At 56.6% G+C, this 25,581-nt stretch carries 19 protein-coding genes and 2 pseudogenes; 14 read left to right on the top strand and 7 right to left on the bottom strand.

The genetic code is table 11. From position 1 onward, the window contains the following. Positions 1-3: 3 nt before the first annotated feature. The 5 genes from EE949_RS12135 to EE949_RS12115 all read right to left on the bottom strand — a co-directional run bounded on the left by EE949_RS12135 (position 4) and on the right by EE949_RS12115 (position 6,570). Positions 4-1,350, bottom strand: a complete 1,347-nt coding sequence (locus EE949_RS12135) for an NAD(P)/FAD-dependent oxidoreductase (RefSeq protein ID WP_122664520.1) — start codon at positions 1,348-1,350, stop codon at positions 4-6. Beyond that, on the bottom strand, positions 1,347-2,864 hold the full coding sequence (locus EE949_RS12130; protein WP_122664519.1) for an aldehyde dehydrogenase: 1,518 nt from the start codon (positions 2,862-2,864) through the stop codon (positions 1,347-1,349). Before EE949_RS12130 ends, EE949_RS12135 begins: the two co-directional genes overlap by 4 nt. Further along, positions 2,857-3,768, bottom strand: coding sequence for a dihydrodipicolinate synthase family protein (locus tag EE949_RS12125; RefSeq protein WP_122664518.1), 912 nt, complete (start codon positions 3,766-3,768; stop codon positions 2,857-2,859). The genes EE949_RS12130 and EE949_RS12125 overlap by 8 nt, the downstream gene beginning before the upstream one ends. A 212-nt stretch (positions 3,769-3,980) precedes the next feature. Continuing rightward, entirely contained in the window at positions 3,981-5,231 is a 1,251-nt protein-coding gene (locus EE949_RS12120) for an aromatic ring-hydroxylating oxygenase subunit alpha (protein ID WP_122664517.1), read from the bottom strand. 385 nt (positions 5,232-5,616) lie between these two features. Further along, positions 5,617-6,570, bottom strand: a complete 954-nt coding sequence (locus EE949_RS12115; RefSeq protein ID WP_122664516.1) for a LysR family transcriptional regulator — start codon at positions 6,568-6,570, stop codon at positions 5,617-5,619. A 430-nt stretch (positions 6,571-7,000) separates the two neighbouring features. Between EE949_RS12115 and EE949_RS12110 the strand changes: the two genes are divergently transcribed. From EE949_RS12110 to EE949_RS12075, 7 genes and pseudogenes are all read left to right on the top strand, one after another. Continuing rightward, positions 7,001-8,038: a quaternary amine ABC transporter ATP-binding protein gene (locus EE949_RS12110; protein ID WP_122664515.1), complete on the top strand. Its 1,038-nt coding sequence runs from the start codon at positions 7,001-7,003 to the stop codon at positions 8,036-8,038. 45 nt (positions 8,039-8,083) lie between these two features. Beyond that, positions 8,084-9,052 (top strand): annotated as a pseudogene (proW, locus tag EE949_RS12105) (glycine betaine/L-proline ABC transporter permease ProW); the annotation flags it as partial. Positions 9,053-9,158: 106 nt separating this feature from the next. After that, positions 9,159-10,136 carry a glycine betaine/L-proline ABC transporter substrate-binding protein ProX gene (gene proX, locus EE949_RS12100; protein WP_122664513.1) on the top strand — a complete coding sequence of 326 codons (978 nt, stop codon included), beginning with the start codon at positions 9,159-9,161 and terminating at the stop codon, positions 10,134-10,136. A gap of 74 nt (positions 10,137-10,210) precedes the next feature. Then, entirely contained in the window at positions 10,211-11,566 is a 1,356-nt protein-coding gene (locus EE949_RS12095; protein ID WP_122664512.1) for an MmgE/PrpD family protein, read from the top strand. Between the two features lie 22 nt (positions 11,567-11,588). Next, positions 11,589-12,635 carry a GlxA family transcriptional regulator gene (locus EE949_RS12090; RefSeq protein ID WP_122664511.1) on the top strand — a complete coding sequence of 349 codons (1,047 nt, stop codon included), beginning with the start codon at positions 11,589-11,591 and terminating at the stop codon, positions 12,633-12,635. A gap of 401 nt (positions 12,636-13,036) precedes the next feature. Next, positions 13,037-14,278, top strand: a complete 1,242-nt coding sequence (locus EE949_RS12085) for a PrpF domain-containing protein (RefSeq protein ID WP_240350531.1) — start codon at positions 13,037-13,039, stop codon at positions 14,276-14,278. A gap of 550 nt (positions 14,279-14,828) precedes the next feature. After that, a complete protein-coding gene (locus tag EE949_RS12075) occupies positions 14,829-15,935 on the top strand; it encodes a polyamine ABC transporter substrate-binding protein (RefSeq protein ID WP_275898996.1) in 1,107 nt (368 codons plus the stop codon). Positions 15,936-15,944: 9 nt separating this feature from the next. Here the strand turns inward: EE949_RS12075 and EE949_RS12070 are convergent, their stop codons facing one another. Beyond that, complete coding sequence (locus EE949_RS12070) at positions 15,945-16,841, bottom strand: LysR substrate-binding domain-containing protein (RefSeq protein ID WP_122664508.1); 897 nt, start codon at positions 16,839-16,841, stop codon at positions 15,945-15,947. Between the two features lie 367 nt (positions 16,842-17,208). Here EE949_RS12070 and EE949_RS12065 point away from each other — a divergent pair, with 367 nt between their 5' ends. The 7 genes from EE949_RS12065 (at position 17,209) to EE949_RS12035 (ending at position 24,518) form a co-directional block, all read left to right on the top strand. Then, positions 17,209-18,042, top strand: a complete 834-nt coding sequence (locus EE949_RS12065) for a transporter substrate-binding domain-containing protein (protein ID WP_122664507.1) — start codon at positions 17,209-17,211, stop codon at positions 18,040-18,042. 60 nt (positions 18,043-18,102) lie between these two features. Continuing rightward, complete coding sequence (locus EE949_RS12060; RefSeq protein WP_122664506.1) at positions 18,103-18,765, top strand: amino acid ABC transporter permease; 663 nt, start codon at positions 18,103-18,105, stop codon at positions 18,763-18,765. Next, complete coding sequence (locus EE949_RS12055) at positions 18,765-19,541, top strand: amino acid ABC transporter ATP-binding protein (RefSeq protein WP_122664505.1); 777 nt, start codon at positions 18,765-18,767, stop codon at positions 19,539-19,541. Before EE949_RS12060 ends, EE949_RS12055 begins: the two co-directional genes overlap by 1 nt. Positions 19,542-19,626: 85 nt before the next feature. Continuing rightward, positions 19,627-20,754, top strand: coding sequence for an enolase C-terminal domain-like protein (locus EE949_RS12050; RefSeq protein WP_122664504.1), 1,128 nt, complete (start codon positions 19,627-19,629; stop codon positions 20,752-20,754). Between the two features lie 14 nt (positions 20,755-20,768). Further along, positions 20,769-22,049, top strand: a complete 1,281-nt coding sequence (locus EE949_RS12045) for an NAD(P)/FAD-dependent oxidoreductase (protein WP_122664629.1) — start codon at positions 20,769-20,771, stop codon at positions 22,047-22,049. A 171-nt stretch (positions 22,050-22,220) separates the two neighbouring features. Beyond that, the gene (locus tag EE949_RS12040) at positions 22,221-23,162 is read left to right on the top strand and encodes an aliphatic sulfonate ABC transporter substrate-binding protein (protein WP_122664503.1); all 942 of its coding nucleotides are present in this window, start codon (positions 22,221-22,223) and stop codon (positions 23,160-23,162) included. A gap of 33 nt (positions 23,163-23,195) precedes the next feature. After that, positions 23,196-24,518: an LLM class flavin-dependent oxidoreductase gene (locus tag EE949_RS12035; protein ID WP_122664502.1), complete on the top strand. Its 1,323-nt coding sequence runs from the start codon at positions 23,196-23,198 to the stop codon at positions 24,516-24,518. A 19-nt stretch (positions 24,519-24,537) separates the two neighbouring features. Here EE949_RS12035 and EE949_RS12030 read toward each other — a convergent pair. Next, positions 24,538-25,512: pseudogene (locus EE949_RS12030) on the bottom strand (pyridoxamine 5'-phosphate oxidase family protein); the annotation flags it as partial. Positions 25,513-25,581: the final 69 nt, after the last annotated feature.

Here is a 25,581-nt window from a genome sequence, read left to right as displayed (position 1 = left end):
GGTTCAGCCTTCCTTGCCAGCGCGAAGGGCCTGCCAGCTGATGACCGAACTCACCCCAAGCCGGGTGAGGATTTTCGGAGGCAGTTTGCTCGGCCCGGGCGTATTACTGAAATCATCCAGAAACCTGGACTTTATGCCCGTCGCCAACTCAGCCGCCATCACGCCTGCCAGCGTGCTCTTGACCGTTCCGAGGCCGTTTTCGCAGCACGCTGAATACAGGTTCTCTTCTATTTCCCCGAATGCCGGTGCGCTGTTGCGGCTCAGGCACAGACGACCCGCCCAGCTGAATTCCAGCGGTGTTGATTTCAATTCCGGAAAGCGTGCGTCCAGAGAGTGTCGTTGTTCCCGGGCGACATCTGCCACGCGCTGGGGCGTCACTTGAATGCTCGGATCGTAGGTGAATTTAGTGCGAATCACGATTCGTGAAAGTCCATCCACTGTGATCTTGCGCACCGTAGCGCCCATGGGGTCAGCCGGCAGGAGGGCCCACCGCTCGCGTCCCGTCACTGCTCTTTTGAAATCATCGTGATGATAACCGGCAGTCATCGAGGCATACGTGAACACATGCAGCAGGCGCCCCTGGAAATGCCCGAAGTCTTCGATGTGCCCGTTGACGGCGAGAATGACCTTGGGCGCCGTCACCAGACCGCGATGAGAGCGTGCCGTCCAGTCATTTCCCGAGCGTGACAGTTCGACGATAGGAGAGCGTTCGTACAGGCTGATTTTTTCATTCAGTCCGGTTGCCAGATCGCGGATGTATTGCGCCGGTTGGATCATCACGGCCCCAGGCGTGTACAGCCCGCCGTGATAGTAAGTGGAGCCGGTGATGTCGCGCATTTGCGCAGCATCGAAGAGCTCATAATGCTCGCCGATGCCTTTGAGCGACGCCGCGTAATTGGCGTTCAGCCGTTCGCCGCGCTCTGTGGCGGCAGCGTTGATCTTGCCCGAAGGGTCAAAGGTTTCGCTGGCCATGCCGTAGTCGCGTGCAGCCTGAGCGGCAAAATCGATAGCGAATCGGTTCTGCGCAATTTCCCGTGCTGTTGCTGATTCGCCTGCCACTGAGTACTCCCCCGAAGACAGGCTGTGGGGCACGTCGATCATGAACCCGGAGTTTCTTCCCGCGGGCCCGGTAGCAACCTCGTGAGCGTCAACAACCACGATGCGATCCCTGGGTCGCAATTGGGTCAGTCGACGTGCCGCGGAGAGGCCGGCGAAACCGGCTCCGATGATCAGCCAGTCCGCCGTCACGCTCCCATCAAGCTCACGCACAGGAGTAGCACGTCTGGAAATAGCCTCCCAACCCGAAACACCGGTATCTACCGGCAGGCGCTTGATGGAATGTGTGCTCATTTTACGGTCTCATCTACCGACCGATCAGACACATCGATCCAGATGGTTTTGATTTCGGTGTACTGATCGTGAGCGAAAACCGACTTGTCGCGACCACCGAAGCCTGACTCTTTGTAGCCGCCAAACGGGGTAGAGGCATCGCCCTCACCGAAGCAGTTGACGGTGACAATCCCGGCACGGATTTCCCGGGACAGCTTGATCGCTTTGCGCAAGCTGCCGGTGTAAACCGAGGCGGCCAGGCCGTAGACCGTGTCGTTTGCCAGAGCGATCGCTTCAGAGATCGTATTGAAAGTGGTGACTGACAATACCGGCCCGAAAATTTCCTCCTGAAACAGTCGGCTGTCCCGTTCTACGCCATCCACCACGGTCAACTGGACGAACGCGCCATCCTGAGTATCGCCGCCGTAGACGATGTCTAGGTTAGCGGCGCTGGCGTAGTCCAGGTAAGACTTCACCTTGTCGAAATGGAGGCTGCTGACCAATGCTCCCACCCGGTTCTGAGGATCCATCGGGTTACCCATTTTCCACTCGCGTATGTAGGCACCCATGCGTTCCAGCAACTGGTCTTTGACCGAGGCGTGAACCAACAGTCGAGACGTTGCGGAACAGTTTTCGCCCATGTTCCAGAACGCGCCGTTGACCACCTGCTCAGCCACCAGATCCAGGTCTTCGGCATCGTCCATGACCACCGCAGGGTTCTTGCCGCCGCACTCAAGCACCACGCGCTTGAGGTTTGAATCGGCCGAATAGTGCAGGAAGCGCCGACCGGTCGCGGTGGAGCCGGTGAAGCTCACCATGTCGACATCTTTGTGCAGGCCGATAGGCTCACCGACGTCTTTGCCGGTACCTGTCACGATATTGAGCACGCCTGCAGGTACACCCGCTTCGAATGCCAGTTCGGCTACGCGCAGAGTGGTCAGGCTGGTCTGCTCGGCGGGTTTGACGATCACCGAACAACCGGCGGCCAGCGCCGGCCCGATCTTCCACGCGAGCATCAACAGCGGGAAGTTCCACGGCAGCACGCAGCCCACCACTCCGATAGGCTCGCGCACCACCATGGTCAGCGCGTCGTTGCCCACCGGGGCCGTGTTGTCATACAGCTTGTCGATCAATTCGGCGTGCCAGCGCAAGGTATGAATAGTGTCGGGCACATCCACCAACTGGCATTCACGCACCGGTTTGCCGCTGTCCAGGCTTTCCAGTACCGCCAGTTCGTGGCGGTTGTTTTCGAGCAGTCGGGCAAATTTGAGTAACACGGCTTTCCGGTCGCTTGGCGCAAGCAGTCTCCAGCGCCCATCGTCGAACGCTTCTTTGGCCTTGCTAACCGCGATGTCCACATCCTCGGCCGTGCAAGCCGCCAGATCGGTCAGAAACTCGCCCGTTGCCGGGTTGGTTGTTGCCAGCGTGTTGCCTGAAACGGAAGGTTTGAATGCACCGTTGATAAACGCGTTGGCGGGAAACGAAATCGATCGTGCAATAGCGGCATATTCATCCGCAGTAAGAAGGTCACGCATGGCTGGCTCCTGATGTGATGTGTGCAACGGTGCGTTTCACGTTGGCGATAACGGTTTGCAGGCTACGTTTGTCTTCGCCGTTCAGAGGCCGCAACGGCGCGCGGACATCTCCGACTTTCAGGCCGTTCAACTCACAACCAAACTTGATGCATTGCACGAACTTGCCGCCATCCAGCGCATTCATCAGCGGCATCATGGCGGACATGATTTGCCGGCCTTTGTCGAAGTTCTTCTCGACCACACAGGCTTCATATAAAGCCACATGCTCTCGGGGCAGAAAGTTTGAACCGGCGCACACCCAACTTCTTGCACCCCAGGCGAAGAACTCCAGTGCCTGATCATCCCAGCCGCAGGACAACGCGATATGCGGGAATTCACGAGCGAGTAAATGCACGCGGCCCATGTCGCCAGAACTTTCCTTGATGGCCACTACGTTTTTTGATTTGCCTACGCGAGCGAGGTAATCCTCGTTCATCTGTACGCACATGCGCCCGGGGTAGTTGTACAACATGATCGGCATGTTGGCGGCGCGGTCGATGGTTAACGCGTGAATGGCGTTTTCCTGATCGGTCGGCAATGCGTAGGGGGGAGTGGTAACCAGAATCGCGTCGGCCTTGATTGCCTTGGCGTCCTTGGCAAACAGCACGGCATCTTCGGTACGAGTGGCGCCGGTGCCAATAATCAACTGAACACGCGAACCAATAACTTCTTTGGCCCGGGCAGCAAGTTTCAGACGCTCTTCGGCGGTCTGCGCATAATATTCGCCCGTCGAGCCACCAATAATAATGCCATGCACGTTGGCTTCGATTAGCGACTCCAGAACTTCCGGAAAAACAGCCCAGTCAATTTCACCATCGGCTGTGTGCGGGGTTACCGCAGGCGTATAAATACCTTCGAATCTCAAGAGGATTACTCCGAATAGTCATGGCCGGAAGAGCAGTGAACGCGCACGTGATACCGCTGCGGACGCGTTAAAGTTCCAGTGTGTTGTCGTGGCGCAGAGGTAAGAAGTGACTCAGTAATGCCCGCTGAATATAAGGTCATCCTGAAGGTTAGTTATTATTGTCAGTCCTTTAGAAAAGCCTGGCGGTGACTGCCTTAATCACCGCCACACTGTTATCCAACCGACTTCAGTTTTATGGGCGCGTTGCCGCTGTCATCTTTAAGTCTGTTGAGCATGATGTCGCAATACCAGTCGTCAAACTGGCAGACGCCATTTTCGGCCTTCGAAGAAAAGGGCCCGGGTTCATAAGCGGGAGAGTTCACACCCACTTGTGCGCCTTCAACCAGCGTGCGGTCCTGATCATTGGTGGCGAGCCAGACTTTGGTCAGGCGTTCAAGATCGTAGTCAACGCCTTCCTGAGCCGTCTTCTTGACGATCCATTTGGTGGTCACCAGTGTTTCGTTAGGGCCAATAGGCAAGACGCGGAAACTCAGGGCGTGATCGCCCAGGAAATGATTCCAGGTGGACGGATAGTTGAAATACAGCAGCGCCCCGATGTCTGCTTCACCGCTGTTGTCCAGCCTGCCAGACACTGCTGGCTTGCCATCCATGGTGTAGCTGACCGCGCCCGATGACAGAGGGATCCGGGTAATGCGGAAGCGCCCGGCTTCGTCCATGACCAACTGGCTAGGCATGCCTGCGGCTTCGCAGCGGTCCCAGTGTGCTTTTAGCTCCGGGTCATCACTGCCGCCGACGCCTGCAACCGAGAGGTTTTCCACGAACGAATTCATCAGTTCAGGGTGGGTACCGTCACAGTGATAGCATTCGCGGTTGTTTTCGAAGACCAGCTTCCAGTTGCCTTTTTCAATCAGGTTCGATTCGAAAGCGACCCTGCAGTCATCCAGCAGATGAGGCGCAAGGAAAGGCGTTACTGCTTCACGGAAAGTGGAGAAATCAGGGGCTACGTCAGCCACACAGACATAAATGTAGGTGTTGACGATTTCACAATGCACGGGCTTGAGGTTGTACTGGGACTTGTAGAAATCGTCGCCCATGTTGCCAGCAAACAATAGCCGCCCATCCAGCTCAAAAGTCCACTTGTGGTAAGGGCAGACCAGTTTGGCGACTTTGCCTTTAGCCTCGGGGCATACCTTTGAGCCCCGGTGCCGACAGGCGTTATGGAATGCGCGGATCTCGCCATCGGCACCACGAACTACGGCAACCGGATACTGACCGATCTGCAGTGAAAGGTACTGCCCGGATTTCTCTAGTTCGAAGGTGTGACCCGCGAAAATCCAGTCTTTGTGCCACAGCTGTTCAAGGTCTTGTTGATAGACATCCGGATCGCTGTAAAGCGCTCCTGGGAGAGCGTGTCGAGGTTTGCGTTGTGCAATAAGCTGAGAAACGGCTGATCTGATATTCACGTCCCACGCACTCCATTCGCTCCAGGCGCTGCTCACCGGTAAGGGAGCTGCAGCCGATCATTATTGGTTCGAAACTCGGTATTGACCGTCACTTGAAATGTTCAATGATGACGCGATGATCCTGACAAACATCTGTAAACGGCCAACCGTCAGTTCTTCCGGCTTTTGTGAAGGTTACGTGTACAAATCGACGTTCAACAAGAAACTTTTAGGTCAGGCAATGCATAAACAAATGTTATCAATCGTGAGAGGCGCACGGGGAAAGCAGGGCAGGGGAAGTGTGCGAAGCGAAGAGTATCGCAAGCATATTTCAACGCCCTGACCGTGACAAACCAGAGTGTGATTGGCTTTATCACGGAGAGTGAAGGGCTATTTAAGAGGCGTGTTACGTGAAATAGGAGAGCAGCCAGTCGCGCAATTTGCAGCACGCGTGGTCATTGGCCCGGTCTTCCCTGAACGCGAGGTAGTGTTGAGAGTCCTTGTGGACCACTTCTTTCTGAATAGGGCGAACCAGTGCGCCGCTTTCAATCAATTCGGCTACCAACTGGCTCCAGCCGAGTGCCACGCCCTGATTGGCCAGCGCCATATTGATCACCACGTTGTAGTCATTGGCACTGAAGACATGAGGCCGGTCGTGCGGGCGCTTTTCTATATCGGTGTCATGGAAGGCGAGCCAGACGCTCCAGTCAACATGTTCTGCCACTTGTGAGCGCCCGTAGGGGCTCAAGTTGAGCAGGGCGCTGTCGCGCAGGCCTTCCAGGGTCGCGAGCTCCGGATGCTCGTCGCGATACTGAGGGGTGCACACGGGGAATATCACGTCGTGAAACAGCGGATAGTTACGGTAACCACTCTGCACGCTGGAAAATTTAGTGATGAAGATATCAGGTGTAACACCGGGCTCCATTGAAAGGAAGTTTTGCGTGCTGATCAGATTAAGGTCGATGTCCTGATTCTGGCTGAAGAACCCCGGCAGTTTCGGGGAAAGCCACAGTGCGGCAAACGCGGCGGAGCAGCACAGGGTCAGCTCTGACTTGCCAGCCTTGTAAGCGCCGACTCGCTTCGCCGCCTGGGAAATGTTGACGAAGGACAGTTGCGCCGCATCGAAAAAAGCAGAGCCCGCTTCGGTAAGCTCGACCGCTCTGCCAACCCGCCTGAACAGTTCGACGCCCAGATAAGCTTCCAGCTCGCGAATCTGTCGGCTGATAGCGGCCTGAGTCACGCAAAGCGCCTCTGCGGCACGCGTGAAGCTCTGGTATTTCGCGGCGGCCACAAAGGATTTCACCGCTTTGAGCGACGGCATCTTTAATAACGTGTTGTCAGGGTCGATGTGCTTAACCATAACCTAAGGTATCCATTTTCCTGGAAAACGGGTGTAGAGGGCTCGTGACCGAGGCGGGTCGCCAGTACTTCGCAACAGCCTGCATCGCTGATAACCGCCTCTCGCTAGCCTTATGACAGGCGTAGGCAGGCGCTGTCCATAAGGGACCGCCAAGCGTGTCGTTTTTGGATATGTGCTGATCAATAACCTGACGTTATTGATTGATTGGACGAAATGTTGTTAGACGTTGCGGGGCTAAGGTAATAACTTTGTCATCAAGGCTCTCGTCCCACTCAGAAGTCATTGACCATAAATAATAATAAGAGGATTCAAAGGATGTCTCATTCTTTTCTTTCAAGAAGTTCTTCTGCTGCCATAACAAGTTCATTCTGATCGGTGATAGCCCAGTCTATTTCCGAACCTTTTTTAGCACTCGCAGAAGGAAGGGATTATGAGTCATGGTGACGAAATACTCTCGGTCAAGAATATCTATAAAGTCTTTGGCACCCAGCCAAAAGTAGCAATGGATATGCTCAACGGCGGGGCGGATAAAAATGAAATTTTCAACAAGACCGGGCAAGTCGTCGGTGTATTTGACGCTACATTTTCGGTAAAGCGTGGCGAGATTTTTGTCATCATGGGATTGTCGGGGTCCGGCAAGTCAACCATGGTCCGTTTGTTCAATCGTCTGATCGAACCCACCTCGGGCACTATTCATCTTAACGGCAAGGAAATCACCGGCCTCTCCGACGTGGCGCTTTTAAATGTGCGTCGCAAGGAAATGAGTATGGTTTTCCAGTCGTTCGCGCTCATGCCGCACATGAACGTTATCGACAATGCCGCCTTCGGTCTTGAAGTGTCGGGTATCGATGAAAAAGAGCGCCACGAGCGCGCCCGTAAAGCGCTGGAGCAAGTGGGGCTGACCGGTCATGAATACAGCTTTCCGCACCAGTTGTCCGGCGGTATGCAGCAGCGAGTCGGCCTGGCCCGCGCGCTGGCCAATGACCCTGCGATCCTGCTCATGGACGAGGCCTTTTCAGCGCTGGATCCACTCATCCGTCATGAGATGCAGGGTGAGCTTATTCGCCTGCAGGCGGAACAGCACCGCACCATCATTTTTATCTCCCATGACATCGAAGAGGCCATTCGTATCGGCCATCGCATCGCGATCATGGAAGGCGGGCGCATTGTACAGATTGGCTCTCCCCAAGAGTTGCTCTGCAACCCGGTGAACGATTACGTCAGGGCCTTCTTCAAGGGTTTTGATGCGTCGAAGATTCTACGAGCTGGCGACGTCGCAACCCTCAGCGCTGAACATCCGTATGACGGGGACACTTCGCGGCCAACGCTGCATGTCGATGTTCCGCTGCAAGACATCTTTCACATCGTCGCCAATGCCGTGCACCCCGTCGCCGTTGTGGATGGGCAGGGCGTGTTCAAAGGCACCATTTCCAAGAGTCTTTTGCTGCAGACAATGAGTCGTCACTGACCGTGTCAACCGGGCGAAACATCAGCCTCAGCTACTCAGGTATCCAGCATGTCCGATTTCAGCGTTCTTGATCCGTTCCAAAGCATCACTATTCCTCTGGGCCAGTGGGTTGAAGTAGTGCTCAACTATCTGGTGCATAACTTCCGTGAAGTGTTTCGATCCATACGATGGCCTGTGGACCAGATACTCAACGGTATTCAAAGCGGATTGCTGTCCATCCCGCCGACGATTTTCATCATCTTTGCCACGCTGCTTGGTTGGCAGGTGGGCGGCAAGAAGGTGGGTGCCCTCTGTTTTGTCACGCTCACGCTTCTGGGGCTGATTGGCGTCTGGAACGACGCAATGACAACCTTGGCGTTAGTCCTCACATCACTGGTCTTTTGCGTAGTGATCGGTGTTCCGCTGGGTGTGCTCTGCGCCCGCAGCGACCGCCTGGAAAGAATACTCAGGCCAGGGCTTGATGCGATGCAGACCTTACCGGCCTTCGTTTATCTGGTCCCCGTAGTGATGCTGTTTGGTATCGGTAACGTGCCGGGTGTCTTGGTCACCATCATTTTCTCGGTCGCGCCATTGGTGCGCCTGACCAATCTGGGCATCCGCCAGGTACCCGAAGACAAGGTCGAAGCCGCCCGGGCGTTCGGCTGCACACGGCGGCAGATGCTGCTCAAGGTGCAACTGCCCCTGGCTGCCCCCACGATCATGGCTGGCCTGAACCAGGCGCTGATGCTGTCGCTGTCCATGGTGGTCATCGCCTCCATGATTTCTGTCGGTGGCCTTGGGTTGATGGTCCTTCGCGGCATTGGTCGACTGGACATGGGGCTTGCCACGGTGGGCGGAGTTGGGCTGGTGCTGTTGGCAATCTTCCTTGACCGGTTGACCCAGGCCATGGGTGAGCGCAGCAACAGTGCCGTCAAGGGTGAGCGCTGGTACCAGACAGGGCCCGTTGGAATGTTGTTCAAACTTGGAAAAAAGACTGAAGCAAAACATACCGGTGCACCTTTAAAAGAAAACTAAGTGCCGGACGTTAATTGATCGCTGTACGCCTGCCCCTTATCCCCCTGCAAGGTAGATGACGATGAATGCTGACAAACACAGTGTAAAAATAAAAATGATTCGTTGTATGGCCGCTCTGGCGATCGCCATAACACCGGCTTTTGCTACTGCTGCTCAGGAACCTGGCAAGGGCGTATCCATCACACCGATTTTTCCAACCATTGCCGAAGAGCGATTCCGCGGTGAAATTGCCATGGCCGGGCTCAAAGATCTGGGCTACAACGTGCAGCAGCCCAAGGAGACTGACTATCCGGCAATGATGCTCGCGCTGTCTTATGGTGACGCAGACTTCACCGTGCATGCCTGGGAGCAGTTGCATGCGTCGTTCTACGCCAAAGCGGGCGGGGACGACACCATGGTGAAAATCGGCAGCATCATGCCCGGTGTATTGCAGGGGTACATGATCGACAAGAAAACTGCTGATCAATACAAAATCACTTCAGTCGAAGACCTGAAAAAGCCGGAAATTGCCAAGTTGTTCGACAGCAATGGCGACGGTAAAGCCGATATGACGGGGTGCAACCCCGGATGGGGCTGTGAGGTTGTCGTCGAACACCATATGCAGGCCTACGGCCTTGAAAAGACGGTCACCGACAACCGTGGCTCTTACTTCGCCCTGATGGCCGACACCATTGCCCGCTATAAAGAGGGTAAGCCAATCCTCTACTTCACCTGGGTTCCACAGTGGATCTCCACCGTACTGGTCGAGGGCAGGGATGTGGTCTGGCTAAGCGTTCCAAGGACCGACCTTCCCGGCGGGAAAAACGACGTTAACACCACTTACAAAGGCAAAAATCTGGGCTTTGCGGTGGACAACATTCGCGCGGTGTTGAACAAGGATTTTGCCGAGAAGAATCCGGTAGCGGTCAAGTTTTTGTCCGAGATGCAAATCACTACTGATGATGAAAGTGCTCAGAACCTGAAAATGCACAACGGCGAAAACTCTGCTGCGGACATCAAGCGCCACGCGGCTGAATGGATTGCGGCTCACCAGGCTGCCTACGACGGCTGGCTGGCAGATGCCCGAGCCGCCGCAAAGAAATAAGCCGTACCGATAAAGCCTCAGGCTGTCCGTTTTCGGGCGGCCTTTTTTATACCCCGTTTAATAGGGAGGGGCGTATGTCCCTTTATTCATTCATTCAGCAATTCGAACTAGCCGACACGCCTCTTGAAACCCGCAAGCGAATTGAGACCTGTCTGCTCGATATTATCGGCGTCGCGGCCGCAGCACGTGAAAACAACACCAGCCATATCCTGAAGGAGTTTGCGGTTGCCCATTACCCGGCGACAACACTCTCAAGCCGTTTATGGTTTGACGGCAGGTCGGTGCATCCCTTGGGCGCAGCCTATGCGGGCGGTTTCAGTGTCGACAGCCTGGATGCTCATGAAGGCCACTTCACGTCCAAAGGTCACGCGGGTGCGACCGTGGTTCCGGCAATCATCGCGTTGATCGACGCCTTTTGTGCCGGTGGCAAGAATATCAGCGGCGAAGAAATACTCTGCGTATTGACCATCGGCTACGAGACGGCGCTAAGAGCCGGGCGGGCGTTGATGGCTACCGCTGCGCAATATCATGCTTCAGGGGCTTTCGCCGGAATTGGAGTGGTGTGCGCTGGCGCCCGTTTGCTTAAGCTGGACGAGCAAACCTTTAGGCACGCCCTCGGTATTGCGGAATATTTTGGCCCGCGCTGTCCGATGATGCGCGTGGTGGATTACCCGTCGATGCTGCGTGATGCCCATGGCGCTGGCGCTCATGCGGGTATAAATGCGCTGCTGATGGCTCAGGCAGGCGTCACCGGTGCCCCCGCTGAAACCGTCGAATTGGCGGGTGGTCTCCCTTACTGGCAGGGCTTGGGCGAAACCTGGGAAATCGACGAGCAATACTTCAAACCCTGGCCGGTCTGCCGCTGGGCCCAGCCAGCATTGACTGCCATGACGCAACTGATGAGCGAGCATCCGGAGATCGCTCCAGGAAGCATCGAAACAATCCAGATTGAGACCTTTCATGAGTCGGTGCGTTTGCAGGGGCACTTCCCCAAAAATGCCGATGAAGCCCAGTACGCACTGGCATTTCCGGTTGCCGCTCTGGTAGCGCGTGGCCGGGTCAGCGCGGACGAAGTGACGGGGGCGGCTATTGATGCCCCGGACATTCTTGCCATCAGCAAGACTATCAACATCGCTGAAGCGGCTGATTTGTCAGTGCGTTTCCCGGAAGAAATACTCTCTCGCGTCACGGTTCAACTCAAGGACGGCAGGTGTATCTCCAGCCCGACGACATCGGCCAAAGGTGATCCGGCCAACCCCATGACCGCGGCCGAATTCATCGAAAAATACCGGATGTTTTCAGAGCAAAGCCTTGGGGTCTCGCGTAGTCGCTTGCTTGAGCAGGCAGTCGCCAGCCTGGCAGAAAAACCTGATTGCGAAGGGTTGCTTAATCTTCTTCTGTCTCCGTGTGCCGAAGCTGCGTACAAATGAACAGCGGCCGAGGGTGGAACCGATGACTTACGTTTTTGAAAGCGTGCTCAGGGATCAGAACCTGCGTTATTCGTCCTCTGCCAAAACCCTGTCAAAGCCGCAGTCGGCAGTGCGCGTTGCGTTTATCCTGCTGGATAATTTTTCCCTGATGTCGTTTAGCGGCGCCATGGACGCGCTGGTGACTGCGAACCTGATGAACGATTCACCGATTTTCGACATCCAGAAAATCAGCCTCAAAGGCGATGCCGTCTTGAGTGATCTGGGGGTCGCCGTTCCCTTTGACCTGGAGCTTTCGGAACTGCGTGCGCGTCATGATGTGCTTGTTGTAGTGGGCGGCTTGCGGGTCGAGTTGAAAAGCAACCCGTGTCTGCGACGCAAGCTGATTGCCGCCGCAGCCTGTGGCACGAGCATGGGCGGGTTGTGGAATGGCGCCTACTTTCTAGCGGATGCCCGGTTAATGGATGGATATTTCTGCGCATTCCATCCTGATGGCCGCGCAATGATGACTGACAAGTTTCCGTGTCTGGGTATCAGTGACAAGAGTTATGTGGTTGAACCTGACCGGATGACATGCGCTGGTGCCAGCAGCGCGTTGCGGATGATGCTGGAATATATCCGGGGCACCCAAGGCAGTGCGTTGACCCGTGCAGTGGAGGAAATTCTCGGGTGTGACCAGCATGAGCATGTCAGCGGTGTGTCCACTGTGTCGGTGGACTCGGATCCGACGCTGCCGCAAGCCCTGAAGCTGGCGCTGGAGTTGATGCACAAGAACATAGAAGAGCCGTTGAGCCTTGATGACCTGGCTGCCTGCGCCGGAATTTCGAAGCGCCAGCTTGAACGCCGTTTCTTTCGCTTTGTCGGCGCCGCTCCCGGTCGCTATTACCTGGAACTGCGATTGACCCGCGCCCGACAGCTTGTTCTGCAGACCAATCGATCCATCACCGATATCGCCATGGCCACCGGTTTTGTGAGCATGCCGCATTTTCACAAACGCTTTCGAGACTTCTTTGACGCCGCCCCCGGCAGTTACCGGGCGACGTATGAGCTGCGCAAGCAAGCGAGCTGTTAGCATCGCCCAACTTGAATAAAACGGAATGTCCGATGGTTATGTTCCTGACAGCCACCTGATTGGGAATACTTTCCTGTAGGAGCTGCCGAAGGCTGCGAAGCATTTAACCTGACACACCGCCATCGCAGCCTTCGGCAGCTCCTACCCGTCAAATGTTTGCCGCGAGACCTTCAGCGCGGAGCATTATTCAGATTTGTCTTAAAGGCAGAGGCGGGGTTTCTGATTAATGTGTGCGTGCTCCCCCGGCGGTCAGGACAACTCAACTCAATCTGAAAAGCAGTTCGGGTCGTCGGGGGAACATCGATTTTCAGGGGTACAAGTCTGTAGGATGCGCTATCCCCGGTAAGCATCTGGGATGGCCAATTAATCCAGCCTACGCACCGACAGCTATGGAGTACTCCATGCACGAATCCCAATCCTCATCTTCCAGTCAGTTCATGCTTCGCAGTCGCCTTCAATGTGGCGTGGTGGAGCTGCCCGTGCACTATATGCGCGGTGGCACCTCGACTGGCGTAGTGATTTGGGAGCCTTTGTTGCCCCGCGATGAAGGGCTGCGTGCAGAGCTGCTGCGTCATCTGATGGGCGTTCCACTGTCAGGCGATCAGCCAGGGAATCGCCAGATCACCGGCCTTGGCAGAGGCCCTGCCACCAGCAATAAAGTGTTCCTGGCCCGGATCGAAGAAACGTCGGCAGGGCCACAGATCGTCAGCACGCTTGCTCAACTGGCCAGCGATCATGGCGCTATCGACTGGAGTGTGAACTGCGGCAACATGTCTTCTGCGTTGTCGCTCTGGGCCCTTGATGCGGGGCTGATAGCGGCACCTGCCAGTGGCACCTTTGAGGTACAAATCAAAAACACCAACACGGGCGTCGTGACGCTTGCACGTATGTATCGCGATGAGCAGGGGCGTTTCATCAATGCTGAGATTCCGGGCGTTCAGGGCGCGTTCCCCAGTGTTGATCTGTTTCTGCAGTCGCCCGTAGGTAACAAGACTGGCGCGTTCTTGCCGACGGGAAATGTTCTCGACACGTTCGCCGGGCACGACGTTTCCTGTGTTGATGTCGCGGTGCCGATGGTGATCGCTGATGCAGCGAGCTTCGGCAAGACCGGACACGAAGCGGTCTCGGCGCTTGAATCTGACCAGACGTTCATGGCGCAGCTACGTCAAGTCTGGATTGAGGCAGGGCTCAAGATGCGCCTGCGCCGCCGTGATGGCGAGCTTATGAGCCTTGCAGATCTGGAGCGAAGCGAGACCATACCCAAGGTCTGTATCGTCGGTGCTCCGCGTCAGGGAGGCAATATTGCCGTGCGTTATTTCACGCCACAAACGGGGCATGCGTCGATGGCTGTTTCAGGTGGCTGCTGTCTTGCCGCTGCGTGTCTGTTGCCGGGGACTGTTGCTCACAAGATCGCAATGGGTATTGCTGAGCCTGTTGCCTCGTTTTCAGATATCGAGGTGAGCATCGAGAATCCGGCGGGCAAACTGGATACCACCGTCAGTGTGAGAACTGAAGGCAGCCATATCGAAGTCAAGGCTGCTGCCTACCGTCGCAGTGCGCAAATACTGATGCGCGGGCACGCACCCTTGTACAGAGCTTCTGCCCAGCTGATTGAGGCACTGGAGAGTGTTATTCCGGGCTGAAAGGGCTGAATTTCAGGCAAAAGAAAAGCCCGCGATGGGGATCAACGGGCTTAAAGTCATGAAGGAGCTGGGATAACCATACGGGGCGGTCCGTGAAAAAAACGTGAACGGAAACCGCGAATGTTTTCACTTCTTTCTGGTAAGCCTTAATCCGTTAGCGACCCTCGCCATACATCCCGTTCAAGATCACCAGTTCAAGCGTTGCCACGACCACGCACAGCGATATGAAACCCGGACTGAAAACCCGCTTGCGGTTCGATGAGTCGCTGTCGGGCCATGGTCCATCGATAAATAGTCCGATGAGCAACATGCAAATCAGTATTGCCCAGCCCTGCATCCTTTTCGTCAACCCGTTGCGTTCCCATTCGGCCATCTGCTTCGTCTGCCTTTGCGCTGGTCAGCCTGTAAAAACCATCACTGTAACTCCAATAGACGCGGGAGAGCGCCAACATCAGGCCTGTATTGACTATTTAACACCTCGCGATAGTTAAAATATTGTCCTTCCGCCCGAGGTCAATCGGTTAGCATCAGGGCAGTCACACGCAGCGCGATTCTTAAATTTAACAAGGACTACAAGATGTTCGCCAAAGCGTTCGTTCCGTTGATGTTGGTTGCGTCGATGAGTCAGGCCGCGCCAACTGTGAAGATTTTCAACTGGACGGATTATTTCGCACCGGACACGCTGACTAACTTCCAGAAAGAAACGGGCATTGCCGCCACTTACGACACCTATGAGCGGAACGAGACTCTGGATGACACGCTGAAAGCGGGACACTCCGGTTACGACATCGTGGTGCCGTCGAGTCATTTCCTGGCTCGCCAGATTGAGCGCGGCAATTTACAGAAACTGGACAAAAGCCAGTTACCCAACTGGAAGAACCTCAATCCGGTTTTGCTTCAGGCGTTGGCAAACGTTGATCCTGGCAACGCATACGCGTTCCCTTATCTATGGGGGACTACCGGTATCGGTTACAACGCGGCCAAGGTCGAAGCGGTATTGGGCAAGGACACGCCCCTGAATTCCTGGGACTTGATCTTCAAACCCGAGAACCTGAAAAAGCTTTCTCAATGCGGTGTGGCAATGGTCGACAGTGCCGCGAGCGTTCTGCCGATTGCGCTCAACTATCTGAACCTTCCTCCCGACAGCGCAAACGCTGCGGATTACCCCAAGGCCACAGCGGCTTTGCGCGCGGTTCGGCCCTATGTTCGCTATTTCAACTCCACCGAGTACATAACGGATCTGGCCAGCGGCAAGATCTGCGTGGCGGTAGGGTATTCCGGGGACGTCATGCTCGCGCAACATCAGGCGCAGCAAGCAGGCAAGGGCGTTGAAATCAAATACGCGCTACCGCGGGAAGGTTCACCCATGTGGTTTGACATGATGGCCATCCCGGCAGATGCGCCCAATCAAAAAGCGGCCTATGCCTTCATGAACTACGTGCTTAACCCCAAGGTGATCAGCGGCATTTCCAATTACCTGCATTACGCGAATGGCAATGAGAAGGCCGAGGCACTGGTAGAGGCTTCCGTTCACAACGACACCGCAATCTACCCCGACGCCGAAACGCTCAGTACCTTGTTCGCACTTCAGGCCATACCTGCCGATATTGAAAAGCTCAGGTCTCAGGTGTGGGCGCAGGTCAAGGCAGAACAGTGACACGCTGGATCAGCTGCGAGCCTGCCGCGCCTGCTGCATCAGCCAGTCGCGGAAAAGCAGTGCATGCTGTTTCCGGGATTTGCGCTCGGGGCTGACCACCCAATACGACTCCCCCGAACGCACCGGTTTGCCAAACGGCATGTGAAGTTCGCCGCTTTGCAATTCCCGCTCAACATAGTGGATGGGCACGACCGCAAGGCCCAGGCCACTGACCGCTGCGCTGATGAGCATTTCGCTCTGAGAAAACCGTACACCCTGAATAAGCCCCGTGCCGACGCATCCCGATGCGCGCAGCCATTGCAGCCAAAGGCTCGGCCGGCTCGCGTTCTGCAGGGTGGGTACTTTGGAGAAGTCCAGCTGATCACGCTTTTCACCCACGCTGATCAGCCTGGGTGACGCGACTACCACCAGCTCCTCGGCAAACAACTCCAGCGCTCTGGCGTCGTTCCACGCACCCGCACCGCGCATGATGGCGATATCGAAGCGGCAGGTTTTGAAGTCAACATCAGCTTCGATCGGGTTGACCTCGACGGGGATCTCAGGCGCCTGCCGAACGAAGTTTTCCAGCCGCGGTGCTAGCCAGCGCGAGACGAATGTAGGGTTGGCACCAATCATCAGCGAAGCATCCGCTTTGCGCCCGCGGACCAGATCGATGGAGACTTCTTCGAGCCGGTTAAGCATCGGCACCACGTCCTGAACATACTTGCTGCCTGCATCGGTGAGGATCAGACGAGAACCCGAGCGCTCGAACAGGCGTATGCCCAGGAACTGTTCGAGATTGGTGATCTGGCGGCTGACCCCGCTTTGCGTCACGGACAGATCTTCCGCCGCTCGAGTGAAATTCAAATGCCGTGCCGAGGCTTCGAATGCCTGAAGCGCGGAGAGCGAAGGTAGAAATCGGCGCATGGCATTGATCCTGAGTGAGGGCGTCATGATTTTTAGTCATGACGACCCCATTTTTCAAGGCTTCAGTTGTAAAAAGCTTTGTGTCATCAATATGTCGTACGAATCTGCATCTGGGTTGGACGCTTCGTCGTACGCAGAGCATGCAGCGTTTTACGTTGTCCGGTGACGGCAATCTTGCGTACAGGTTTATCACGTTGCACTGAGCAGAAGTCATCTGCCAACAATAAGTCGAACAGCGCCTGGATTCAGCCGGACGCGTTGTCCAATCGACATTTGCCTTACCTGTCTTTTTTCGACTGCCAACCAGATTTTCGCGAGATGATGAGCTCAAAACATCACAAATGGCTAAGAAAAGGGAACGTTTTGCATGATTACGCGCAGAAGATTTACCAAGCTTTTCGGGGCCACCGTGATCAGTGCTTCGACGGGGCTTGTTTCACTGAGTGCCAAAGCAGCCAGCTCGCTTGAGCGTGTGAAATCCTCGGGTGTCCTGCGTATCGGTGCCATCGCCGATGGCGCGCCTTACTATCAGAAAAGCCTGACCGGCGGCCCTTGGCGCGGCTTCTACATCGACATCTGTCAGAAGCTTGCAGATGATCTGGGCGTGAAACTCTCGATTCTTGAAACCACCTGGGGCAACTCGGTACTGGACCTGCAGGCCAGCAAGATTGATGTGTTCTTTGGGCTGAACCCCACGCCAGAGCGCCAGAAAGTCATCGACTTTTCCGGACCAGTGTTCAAAAACTCATTCACGTTCATTGCCAAAAAGTCAGTCACCGCGAAGACGTGGGAAGACTTCAATACCGCTGAGATGCGCATAGGTGTCGACGCGGGCTCTTCACACGATAGCGCCGTTACTCGACTGGCGCCGAACGCTACGGTCTCCCGTTTGAAAACCGCCAGTGATGCGACGGCAGCCCTGCAATCCGGTCGGGTAGACGCCCAGTGCCTGGTGATGGTGCTCGCGCTTGCGTTGCGCGCGAAGAACCCGGCGATCGGTCAGTTGATCGTGCCAACTCCAGTGAACTCCACGACATCCAATGCGGGCTTCCGGCGCGAGGAAGATACCTCCTGGCGCGAGTTCGTCGATGCATGGATCACCGAACACCGTGAAAACGGCTTCATCAAGGACGCGATCATGCGCAACATGGAGCTGGTTAAGGTCACCCAGAAAGACTTCCCTGAAGGCTTCGAAATCTGATCAGCCTTTATTGCTGATGGGCAGTTTTTCAAATCGGGTTATGTGACGTGGGGTTTTGACATGTACGAGTGGGATTTCTCCGCGCTCTGGGAATACCGCTGGCTGTTGCTGGAAGGCCTTGGCCTGACGGTGTCTTTTACCGCTGCCATTGTGGTGGGAGGGCTGGTCATCGGGCTCTTGGCGGCGATGGGCTTGCTGTCGCGCTTTACGCCGGTGCGCGCCGTCGCGCTGATGTTTACCGAGGTGTTCCGCTGCACGCCGGTACTGGTCCAACTGATCTGGTTTTATTACGCGCTGCCGATTCTGGCGGGCATCGAGATGACGCCAATCACTGCGTCATTGCTGGCCTTGTCCTGTTATGGCGGTGCCTTCTACGCCGAGATCATTCGTGGCGGCATCGTCTCCATTGAAACAGGCCAGCGCGAGGCAGGCGGGGCATTGGGCATGACCCCGATGCTGACCATGCGGCGGATCATTCTGCCTCAGGCGATCAGGCGCATGGTGCCGGCGCTGATGAACCAGTCGATCATGCAATTCAAAAATACCTCGCTGGTGTCGGTGCTCGCTGTGCCCGACCTGGTTTATCAGGGGCAGATGATTGCCCATGACAGTTTCCGTCCGCTCGAAACGTATTCCGCCGTGGCGGTTGCCTACTTTGTGATCCTGTTTCCGCTCACCCTTGTCGTGCGTTATCGCGAGAAGAAACACGGAGCCATTCAATAATGTCCGCGAAACCGAAGATCGAAATCACCTCGCTGCGCAAAAGTTTCGGTGCGCTGGAAGTATTGAAGAACATCAACTTCAAGGTTGAGGAGGGCGGTGTCGTCTCGTTGATCGGGCCATCCGGATCGGGCAAGTCAACGCTGCTTCGCTCGATCAATCTCTTGGTTGAACCCGATGCAGGCGAAATTCGTGTGGGTGATACCACGTTCCTGTTCGGTCAGGGGCGTCGGCCCCCGGGCACCAAAGAGCTTGCGGTTTTTCGTGCGCGTACCGGCATGGTCTTTCAGAATTTCAATCTCTTCCCTCACATGAGCGTGCTGGAAAACGTGATGGAGGCACCCGTCCATGTGCGTCGGCTGAGCAAGAGCGTCGCCCGTGATCTGGCTATGTCGCAGCTGGAAAAGGTCGGTCTGGCCGACCGCGCGCAGCAAATGCCCAAGACCTTGTCGGGTGGTCAGATGCAGCGCGTAGCGATTGCCCGGGCGCTGGCCATGGAACCCGAAGTGATGCTCTTCGATGAAGCCACTTCGGCGCTGGACCCTGAACTGGTGGGCGAGGTGCTGAGCACCATTCAGCAGCTGGCGGCAGACGGCATGACCATGGTGATCGTGACCCACGAGATTGCCTTTGCACGCGAAGTGGCTGACCGAGTGGTGTTCATGCGTGACGGCTACGTGATTGAGGAAGGGCCTGCGCGCGAGACCATCGACAACCCTCGCGAAGAAGCGACGCGCAACTTTCTCAACCACTTTCATAAAGGTAACGGCGCCCGTTAAACAGCGCTTGACCGGTTTCATACACATTAATCGTGCCCAGCCCTCGATATGTTCAGGCTGCGCTGCGGGCGGAGGAGTCATGACCATGACCAACGAAAGCGTTCAAAGACTGCGGGTCTTCTTGATTGAAAGCCCGATAAAAATGGCGCGTCTTCAGGGCGTGGGCAACGTTAAAGGCAGCGTAAAGCGTGTGTTGGTGGAACTGACTTCAAGTTCCGGCATTGTCGGCTGGGGAGAGGCTGCGCCCTGGGAGGTATTTACCGGCACAGCTGAAGGAGCGTTCGCCGCGATCGACACCTATCTTCGCCCGTTGGTGATTGGGGCAAACATCCGCTCGATTAGAGCCACTACTCTGGCAATGGACACCGCACTGGTCGGCCATGGTGAAGCCAAACTCGCCATCGAGACCGCGATGTTCGACATCCTCGGCAAGTCCTGCGGGTTATCCATTGCCGACCTGCTGGGCGGCAGAGTGCGCGACAGCATCCCGCTCTCGTTTTCGATTGCCGACCCGGACTTTGAAGCGGACATGGAGCGGATGCGGGCGATGGTTCCGGCAGGCAATCGCATCTTCAAGGTCAAGACCGGGGTTAAACCCCACGCCGAGGACATGGCCCACTTAGAGGCCATGCGCAGTGAGTTTGGTAACTCGATTGATTTGCGACTCGACTACAACCAGGCGCTGGCACCCTTTGGCGCAATCAGCATTCTGCGTGACGTCGACCAGTTCCGACCGACCTTCATCGAGCAACCGGTCCCACGTAATTGCCTGGCTGCGATGGCGTCTTTTGCCGATGCACTGGACACGCCGATTCTGGCCGATGAGAGCTGTTTTGACGCCCGTGACCTGATGGAAATCATCCGTCTCGGCGCGGCCGATGCGATCTCGGTCAAGCTGATGAAAGCCGGTGGCATTCTCAAGGCACAGGGAATCATGGCCATCGCCGACGCTGTGCATATCCCGGCCTACGGCGGCACCTTGTGGGAGGGCGGTGTGGCGCTGGCCGCAGGGACTCAGTTCATCGCGGCGACGCCGGGCATGTCGCTGGGTTGTGAGTTCTACATGCCCCATCACGTGCTGACTGAAGACGTGTTGGAGGAACGCATCCCCAACCGTGAGGGTGCTGTGATTGTGCCGACCGGACCGGGGCTTGGCATCTCTGTCACTGAAGCATCGCTGCGCGGCAATGCGCGCATTCTGGCTGAACGATGAGTGGTGCATCCAGTATGAAACAGCACGCAGCAAACCCACCTCGGCACATCGTCGTGATCGGTGGCGGCATCGTTGGCGTGTGCAGCGCGCTGGCGCTGTTGAAGGACGGCCATCGCGTGACGATTCTTGAGCCGCTAGAGCCGGGCGGCCAGCAAGCGGCGAGTTACGGCAATGGTGCGTTTGTGAGCCCGGCTTCGATCATTCCGATGTCGATGCCAGGGCTGTGGAAAAAGGTCCCCGGTTTTCTCATGGATCCTCAGGGGCCATTCACGATCCGCTGGCAGTACCTGTTGAGGCTCGCACCGTGGCTGATCCGCTTCGTCAAGGCGGGTGCTACTCCGGCCAGGGCCGCCCGAACAGCCAGGATCCTGTCGACGTTGTTATCCGATGCGCCCGCGCGGCATCTGGCGCTTGCCTCTGCATGCGGCGTACCGGAGCTCATTCGTCGGGACGGTTTGCTGTACGTTTATCCGGACCGTGAAGCCTTTGCTCAGGAGGCTTTTTCATGGCAGCTAAGGCGCGACAATGGCATTCAATGGTGGGAGCTGGACGCCGATGCGCTGCATGAGTTTGAGCCTGCGCTGAACCCTCGGTACACCTTCGGGGTGTTACTCGAAAGCGGCGGGCATTGCCTAGATCCCGGAGCCTATGTGCGCGGATTGGTCAACCGCTTTACCTCGCTTGGCGGCGAACTGATCCGGGCGCGAGCCGAAGGATTCAACATCAGCAATGCTCATCTGCAAAGCGTGCGTACCGACAAGGGGCCAGTCGTCTGTGATGGCGCGGTCATCAGCGCCGGTATTCACTCCAAGGTACTTGCGAAGCGTGTCGGCGATACGGTTTCTCTGGAAAGCGAGCGGGGCTACCACGTTGAAATCGCTCAGCCTGCCAGTGGTCCGCGCATACCGGTCATGCCCTCGGACGGCAAGATGGCCAACACCATGACGCTGGGCGGATTGCGCGCTTCGGGTCAGGTGGAACTCGCCGGTGTTGACTGCCCGCCGGACTGGAAGCGCGCAGACATCCTGCTGCATCACTTGTTGAGGACCTATCCAGGGCTCGGTGATGATCCTTCCCAGTTGAAGATATCGCGCTGGCAAGGCAACCGTCCTTCAACACCCGATGGGCTGCCTGTGATCGCCGCGTCCCGTGCGACGCCAGACGTTGTGCATGCCTTCGGTCACGGTCATGTCGGCCTCGCGTCCGCGCCCATGACTGCTCAGATAGTGGCCAGCCTGTTTGCGGGCGAGTCAGCGCCCATCGACATCACACCTTTCGCGGCGTCACGCTTCTGACCAGGACCCCGCAGAGGTTCGAGGCTAGGTGCCGACTGCGCAAACGGCATAAGCTTATGTTTATACGGTTCTTCAATAGTTTTCGTAAATTATTATAATTAAATGGAATTTTAAAAAGCGCGGGTCATGCTTTTGGCATAACCCGCGCGTCCTCGAAAGGCGAAGGATTCCATGACCCTACGAAAACTTATTATCGCGGCAGGCCTGATGCTTGCGGCGGCAACAGCGCATGCCGAACAGACCATCAGTATTGGGTACCAGCGCTCTTCCACGCTGTGGATCCTGCTCAAGGAAAACGGCCAACTGGAGGAACGGCTCAAACCTCTGGGCTTCACCGTCAATTGGCATGAGTTCAGCAGCGGGCTGCTGAGTGCATTGAACGCCGGCGCGGTCGATCTACACGCCGATGTGGCTGACGCCTTTGCGCTGTTCACCCAAGCCGCCGATGCGCCGCTGACCTACTACGCACGTGAAGCGCCATCGCCGAGTGCTCAGGCGATCATCGTCTCGAAAGACTCGCCGATTAAAACTGTCGCCGACCTCAAGGGTAAAACCGTAGCGGTGTCCAAGGGTTCGGGCAGTCACTTTCTGCTGATCTCGGCGCTGAAAGAGGCCGGGCTGACCCTGAATGACATCACCCCGCGCTATCTGGAAGCACCGGACGGTGTCGCCGCGTTTGCCAGCGGCAAGGTCGATGCCTGGGCGATCTGGGACCCGTTCCTGGCCACCCAGCAACGTGAGCATCAGGTGCGGGTCATCACGGATGGCAGTCAAGGGTTGGCCAACTACAACCGCTTCTATCTCGCCAATACCAGTTTTGCCAAAGCGCACCCCGAGGTCTTGCAGGTGGTGATCGACACCCTGCGCGAATCTGGCAAGTGGGTGAAGTCACATCCGCAAGACGCGGCGAAAATTCTTGCGCCGGTGTGGGGCAACATCCCTGTCGAAACCGTGGAGCTGGCTAACAGCCGTCGCAGCTACGACATCATCCCTGTCAAACCCGAAGAACTGGCCGAGCAGCAGCGGATCGCCGACACCTATTACGGCGCAAAACTGATCCCCAAACCGCTGAAGACTTCCGGGATGAGTATCTGGGCGCCACAAGGCAAATAGCGTGAGGTTCAACCCCTTCGACTGGAGCTGCACATGAGCCGTCAAATTCACCTGTCCGCGTTTTTGCTGACCGGGCCGGTCATCCACAGTCACGCCGTCTGGCGCCATCCCGAGACCCTCGGCAACTACCTCGATCCTGAGTACTACGCGCGAACGGCGCGAGTGGTCGAGGAGGGGTTGTTCGACTTTCTGTTCTTTGCGGATCGTCTTGCCGTAGGCGATCAAATGGGTGGCTCCCGTGACGTGGCATTGCGTTACGGCGCCCAGGACGCCACGCGCCTGGACCCGTTGCCGATCCTGTCTTATCTGGTTGGTCAGACCCACAAGCTCGGCCTGGGGGCCACGCGCTCGACTACCTATTACGAGCCAGCCCATATTGCGCGAGAGTTCGCCACCCTCGATCACTTGTCCAAAGGCCGTGCCGCCTGGAACATCGTGACCTCGATGAATGACAGCGAAGGACGTTTGTTCGGCAAGGAAAAACACCTGGAGCACGACCTGCGTTACGACCGTGCCGACGAGTTTGTCGAAGTGGCGCTCAAGCTCTGGCGCAGTTGGGAGCGTGACGCGCTGAAGCTGGACCGGGAAACGGGTGTGTTAGCGGATCCGTCGAAAATTCATCCCGTGCAGCATCAGGGTGAGTGGTTCAAGGTTGAAGGACCGCTGAATATTCCGCGCACCCCTCAAGGTCGCCCAGTGCTGATACAGGCGGGTTCTTCAGGGCGCGGTCGGCGCTTTGGAGCGCGTTGGGCCGAGGCGATTTTCACCATCCATCCGCACCTCAAAGCGATGCAGGCGTTCCGTGAAGACGTGCGTGGGCACGTGGTGCAACAAGGGCGTACGGCAGACAGTTGCAAGGTGTTAACGGCAGTGATGCCATTTATTGGTGGTTCCGAAGCCGAGGCCCGCGCCAAACGCGACAAGCACAACGCACTGGCGCGTCCTGAGTTGGGCCTGGTGACACTGGCCTCGCAGTTGAACGTCGACCTGTCGCCATTCCCTCTGTCGGCTACTTTGGCAGAAATTGCCCAATCGCCGTTGATTCATCCCGCTGCCGCGGAGAAGTTGCTGATGCAGGGTGCTGAGACCACGCTGGAAGAGCTCGGCAGGATCTTCGCCAGCAGCGTTCGCGTGCCGCAACTGGTGGGTACCGGCGCGCAGATCGCTGATCAACTGGCGGATATTTTCCTGCGCGGCGGCTGCGATGGTTTCGTCATTTCTCCAGCGTATTTGCCGGGTTCTTTCAGTGAGTTCGTCGAAAGCGTGATTCCGCATTTGCAGCGCAAGGGGCTGTTTCGCACTGCGTATGAAGGTTCGACGTTAAGGGAACACCTTGGGCTTGGGGCTGAGTCATGAGTTCAGGCGCTGCTTAGCTTTGCTTGAGTCGGCGATCCGCCTCTGCCCAGGTGCCGGTCATCAGGCTGGTCGGTGCGAAATCCTCGAAAGCCCAGCGAATAGAGACGGCTGCCCGACGCAAAACCACTGCTTCCACATCGAGCGTCCACAAGCGTTCCGCGCCCTTGAAGGCTGCGATCATCGGGCTTTCGAGAATCAGTTCGGTACGCCCGGAAAGCTGCAGCATGTCGCCCGTTGCAAAGTCGACGAATAACAATCCAGCCTTGGGATTAAGCTCAAGGTTGCCCAGCGTATTGAAGTGCAGGTTCCCGGCATAGTCCGGGATGGTCAGGTGATTGCCTTCCACTTTAATGAACCCCGGCCGTCCTCCCCGGTGTGAAACGTCGATTGAGCGTTGCGGGTCCTCTTGATCGATGTAGCTGGCAACGAAGAACGTATCCGCATCCCGGATGATCATCGTGGTTTGCTCGTTCAGTTCAGTGAAGTCCAGGCGTTGGGGCTTATCGCCAGAAACCTCCGCAGTTCTCGAATACTGACGTTGCTGAATGTACTGCGGGCAATTGCCGAAGGCGTGTTCGACGGCTATTTCCAGCTGGTCATCTGCGGCCTGTGAGATCACCCCATTGACGCGACTTCTGCGCCGCCTATGCAACTCGATACCCAGCAGACCGATGGCATCGCCTGTTTGTAGTCCGGGGGTCGCAGGGTCTTGCCGGTCAGGTGAGATTTGCAGCGTCAGGTGCGTTGGATCGGACGACGTGACAAAGCCTTCCGGCCCTTCGATCAGGGTTGCCCATGGTCTGCCCTCTGAATCCACCGCGCCCACAATCATGAAAGGCAGTTGCCGGTAGAACTCCCGGTGCTGATCAGGCAGGTAGTTGCGGATGACCTTCGGACCAAACATCTCCATCTGGTCAGAAACGCCGAGCTGTTGGTGAAGCATTTTTTCACCCGCATGCCAGGGGGAGCGAGAAGGCTTCGGGAGCTGTTCCATGAGTGGGCACTCTTCGTGTTAGCGGTCTGGGCTAAAGGGCAATCAGCTGATGCTAGCTGTTTATTGCAA

This window comes from Pseudomonas viridiflava (genome assembly GCF_900602065.1).
Lineage (GTDB): Bacteria > Pseudomonadota > Gammaproteobacteria > Pseudomonadales > Pseudomonadaceae > Aquipseudomonas.
Note: the sequence above shows the minus strand (reverse complement) of the source record. Positions and strands in the feature narration are given on the sequence as shown.

Excerpts from the sequence above, each read along its gene's own strand:
- EE949_RS12135 (WP_122664520.1), bottom strand. The coding sequence starts at position 1,350 with ATGAGCACACATTCCATCAAGCGCCTGCCGGTAGATACCGGTGTTTCG.
- EE949_RS12130 (WP_122664519.1), bottom strand. The coding sequence starts at position 2,864 with ATGCGTGACCTTCTTACTGCGGATGAATATGCCGCTATTGCACGATCG.
- EE949_RS12115 (WP_122664516.1), bottom strand. The coding sequence starts at position 6,570 with ATGGTTAAGCACATCGACCCTGACAACACGTTATTAAAGATGCCGTCG.
- EE949_RS12110 (WP_122664515.1), top strand. The coding sequence starts at position 7,001 with ATGAGTCATGGTGACGAAATACTCTCGGTCAAGAATATCTATAAAGTC.
- proX (WP_122664513.1), top strand. The coding sequence starts at position 9,159 with ATGGCCGCTCTGGCGATCGCCATAACACCGGCTTTTGCTACTGCTGCT.
- EE949_RS12095 (WP_122664512.1), top strand. The coding sequence starts at position 10,211 with ATGTCCCTTTATTCATTCATTCAGCAATTCGAACTAGCCGACACGCCT.
- EE949_RS12090 (WP_122664511.1), top strand. The coding sequence starts at position 11,589 with ATGACTTACGTTTTTGAAAGCGTGCTCAGGGATCAGAACCTGCGTTAT.
- EE949_RS12085 (WP_240350531.1), top strand. The coding sequence starts at position 13,037 with ATGCACGAATCCCAATCCTCATCTTCCAGTCAGTTCATGCTTCGCAGT.
- EE949_RS12070 (WP_122664508.1), bottom strand. The coding sequence starts at position 16,841 with ATGCGCCGATTTCTACCTTCGCTCTCCGCGCTTCAGGCATTCGAAGCC.
- EE949_RS12065 (WP_122664507.1), top strand. The coding sequence starts at position 17,209 with ATGATTACGCGCAGAAGATTTACCAAGCTTTTCGGGGCCACCGTGATC.
- EE949_RS12060 (WP_122664506.1), top strand. The coding sequence starts at position 18,103 with ATGTACGAGTGGGATTTCTCCGCGCTCTGGGAATACCGCTGGCTGTTG.
- EE949_RS12055 (WP_122664505.1), top strand. The coding sequence starts at position 18,765 with ATGTCCGCGAAACCGAAGATCGAAATCACCTCGCTGCGCAAAAGTTTC.
- EE949_RS12050 (WP_122664504.1), top strand. The coding sequence starts at position 19,627 with ATGACCAACGAAAGCGTTCAAAGACTGCGGGTCTTCTTGATTGAAAGC.
- EE949_RS12045 (WP_122664629.1), top strand. The coding sequence starts at position 20,769 with ATGAAACAGCACGCAGCAAACCCACCTCGGCACATCGTCGTGATCGGT.
- EE949_RS12040 (WP_122664503.1), top strand. The coding sequence starts at position 22,221 with ATGACCCTACGAAAACTTATTATCGCGGCAGGCCTGATGCTTGCGGCG.
- EE949_RS12035 (WP_122664502.1), top strand. The coding sequence starts at position 23,196 with ATGAGCCGTCAAATTCACCTGTCCGCGTTTTTGCTGACCGGGCCGGTC.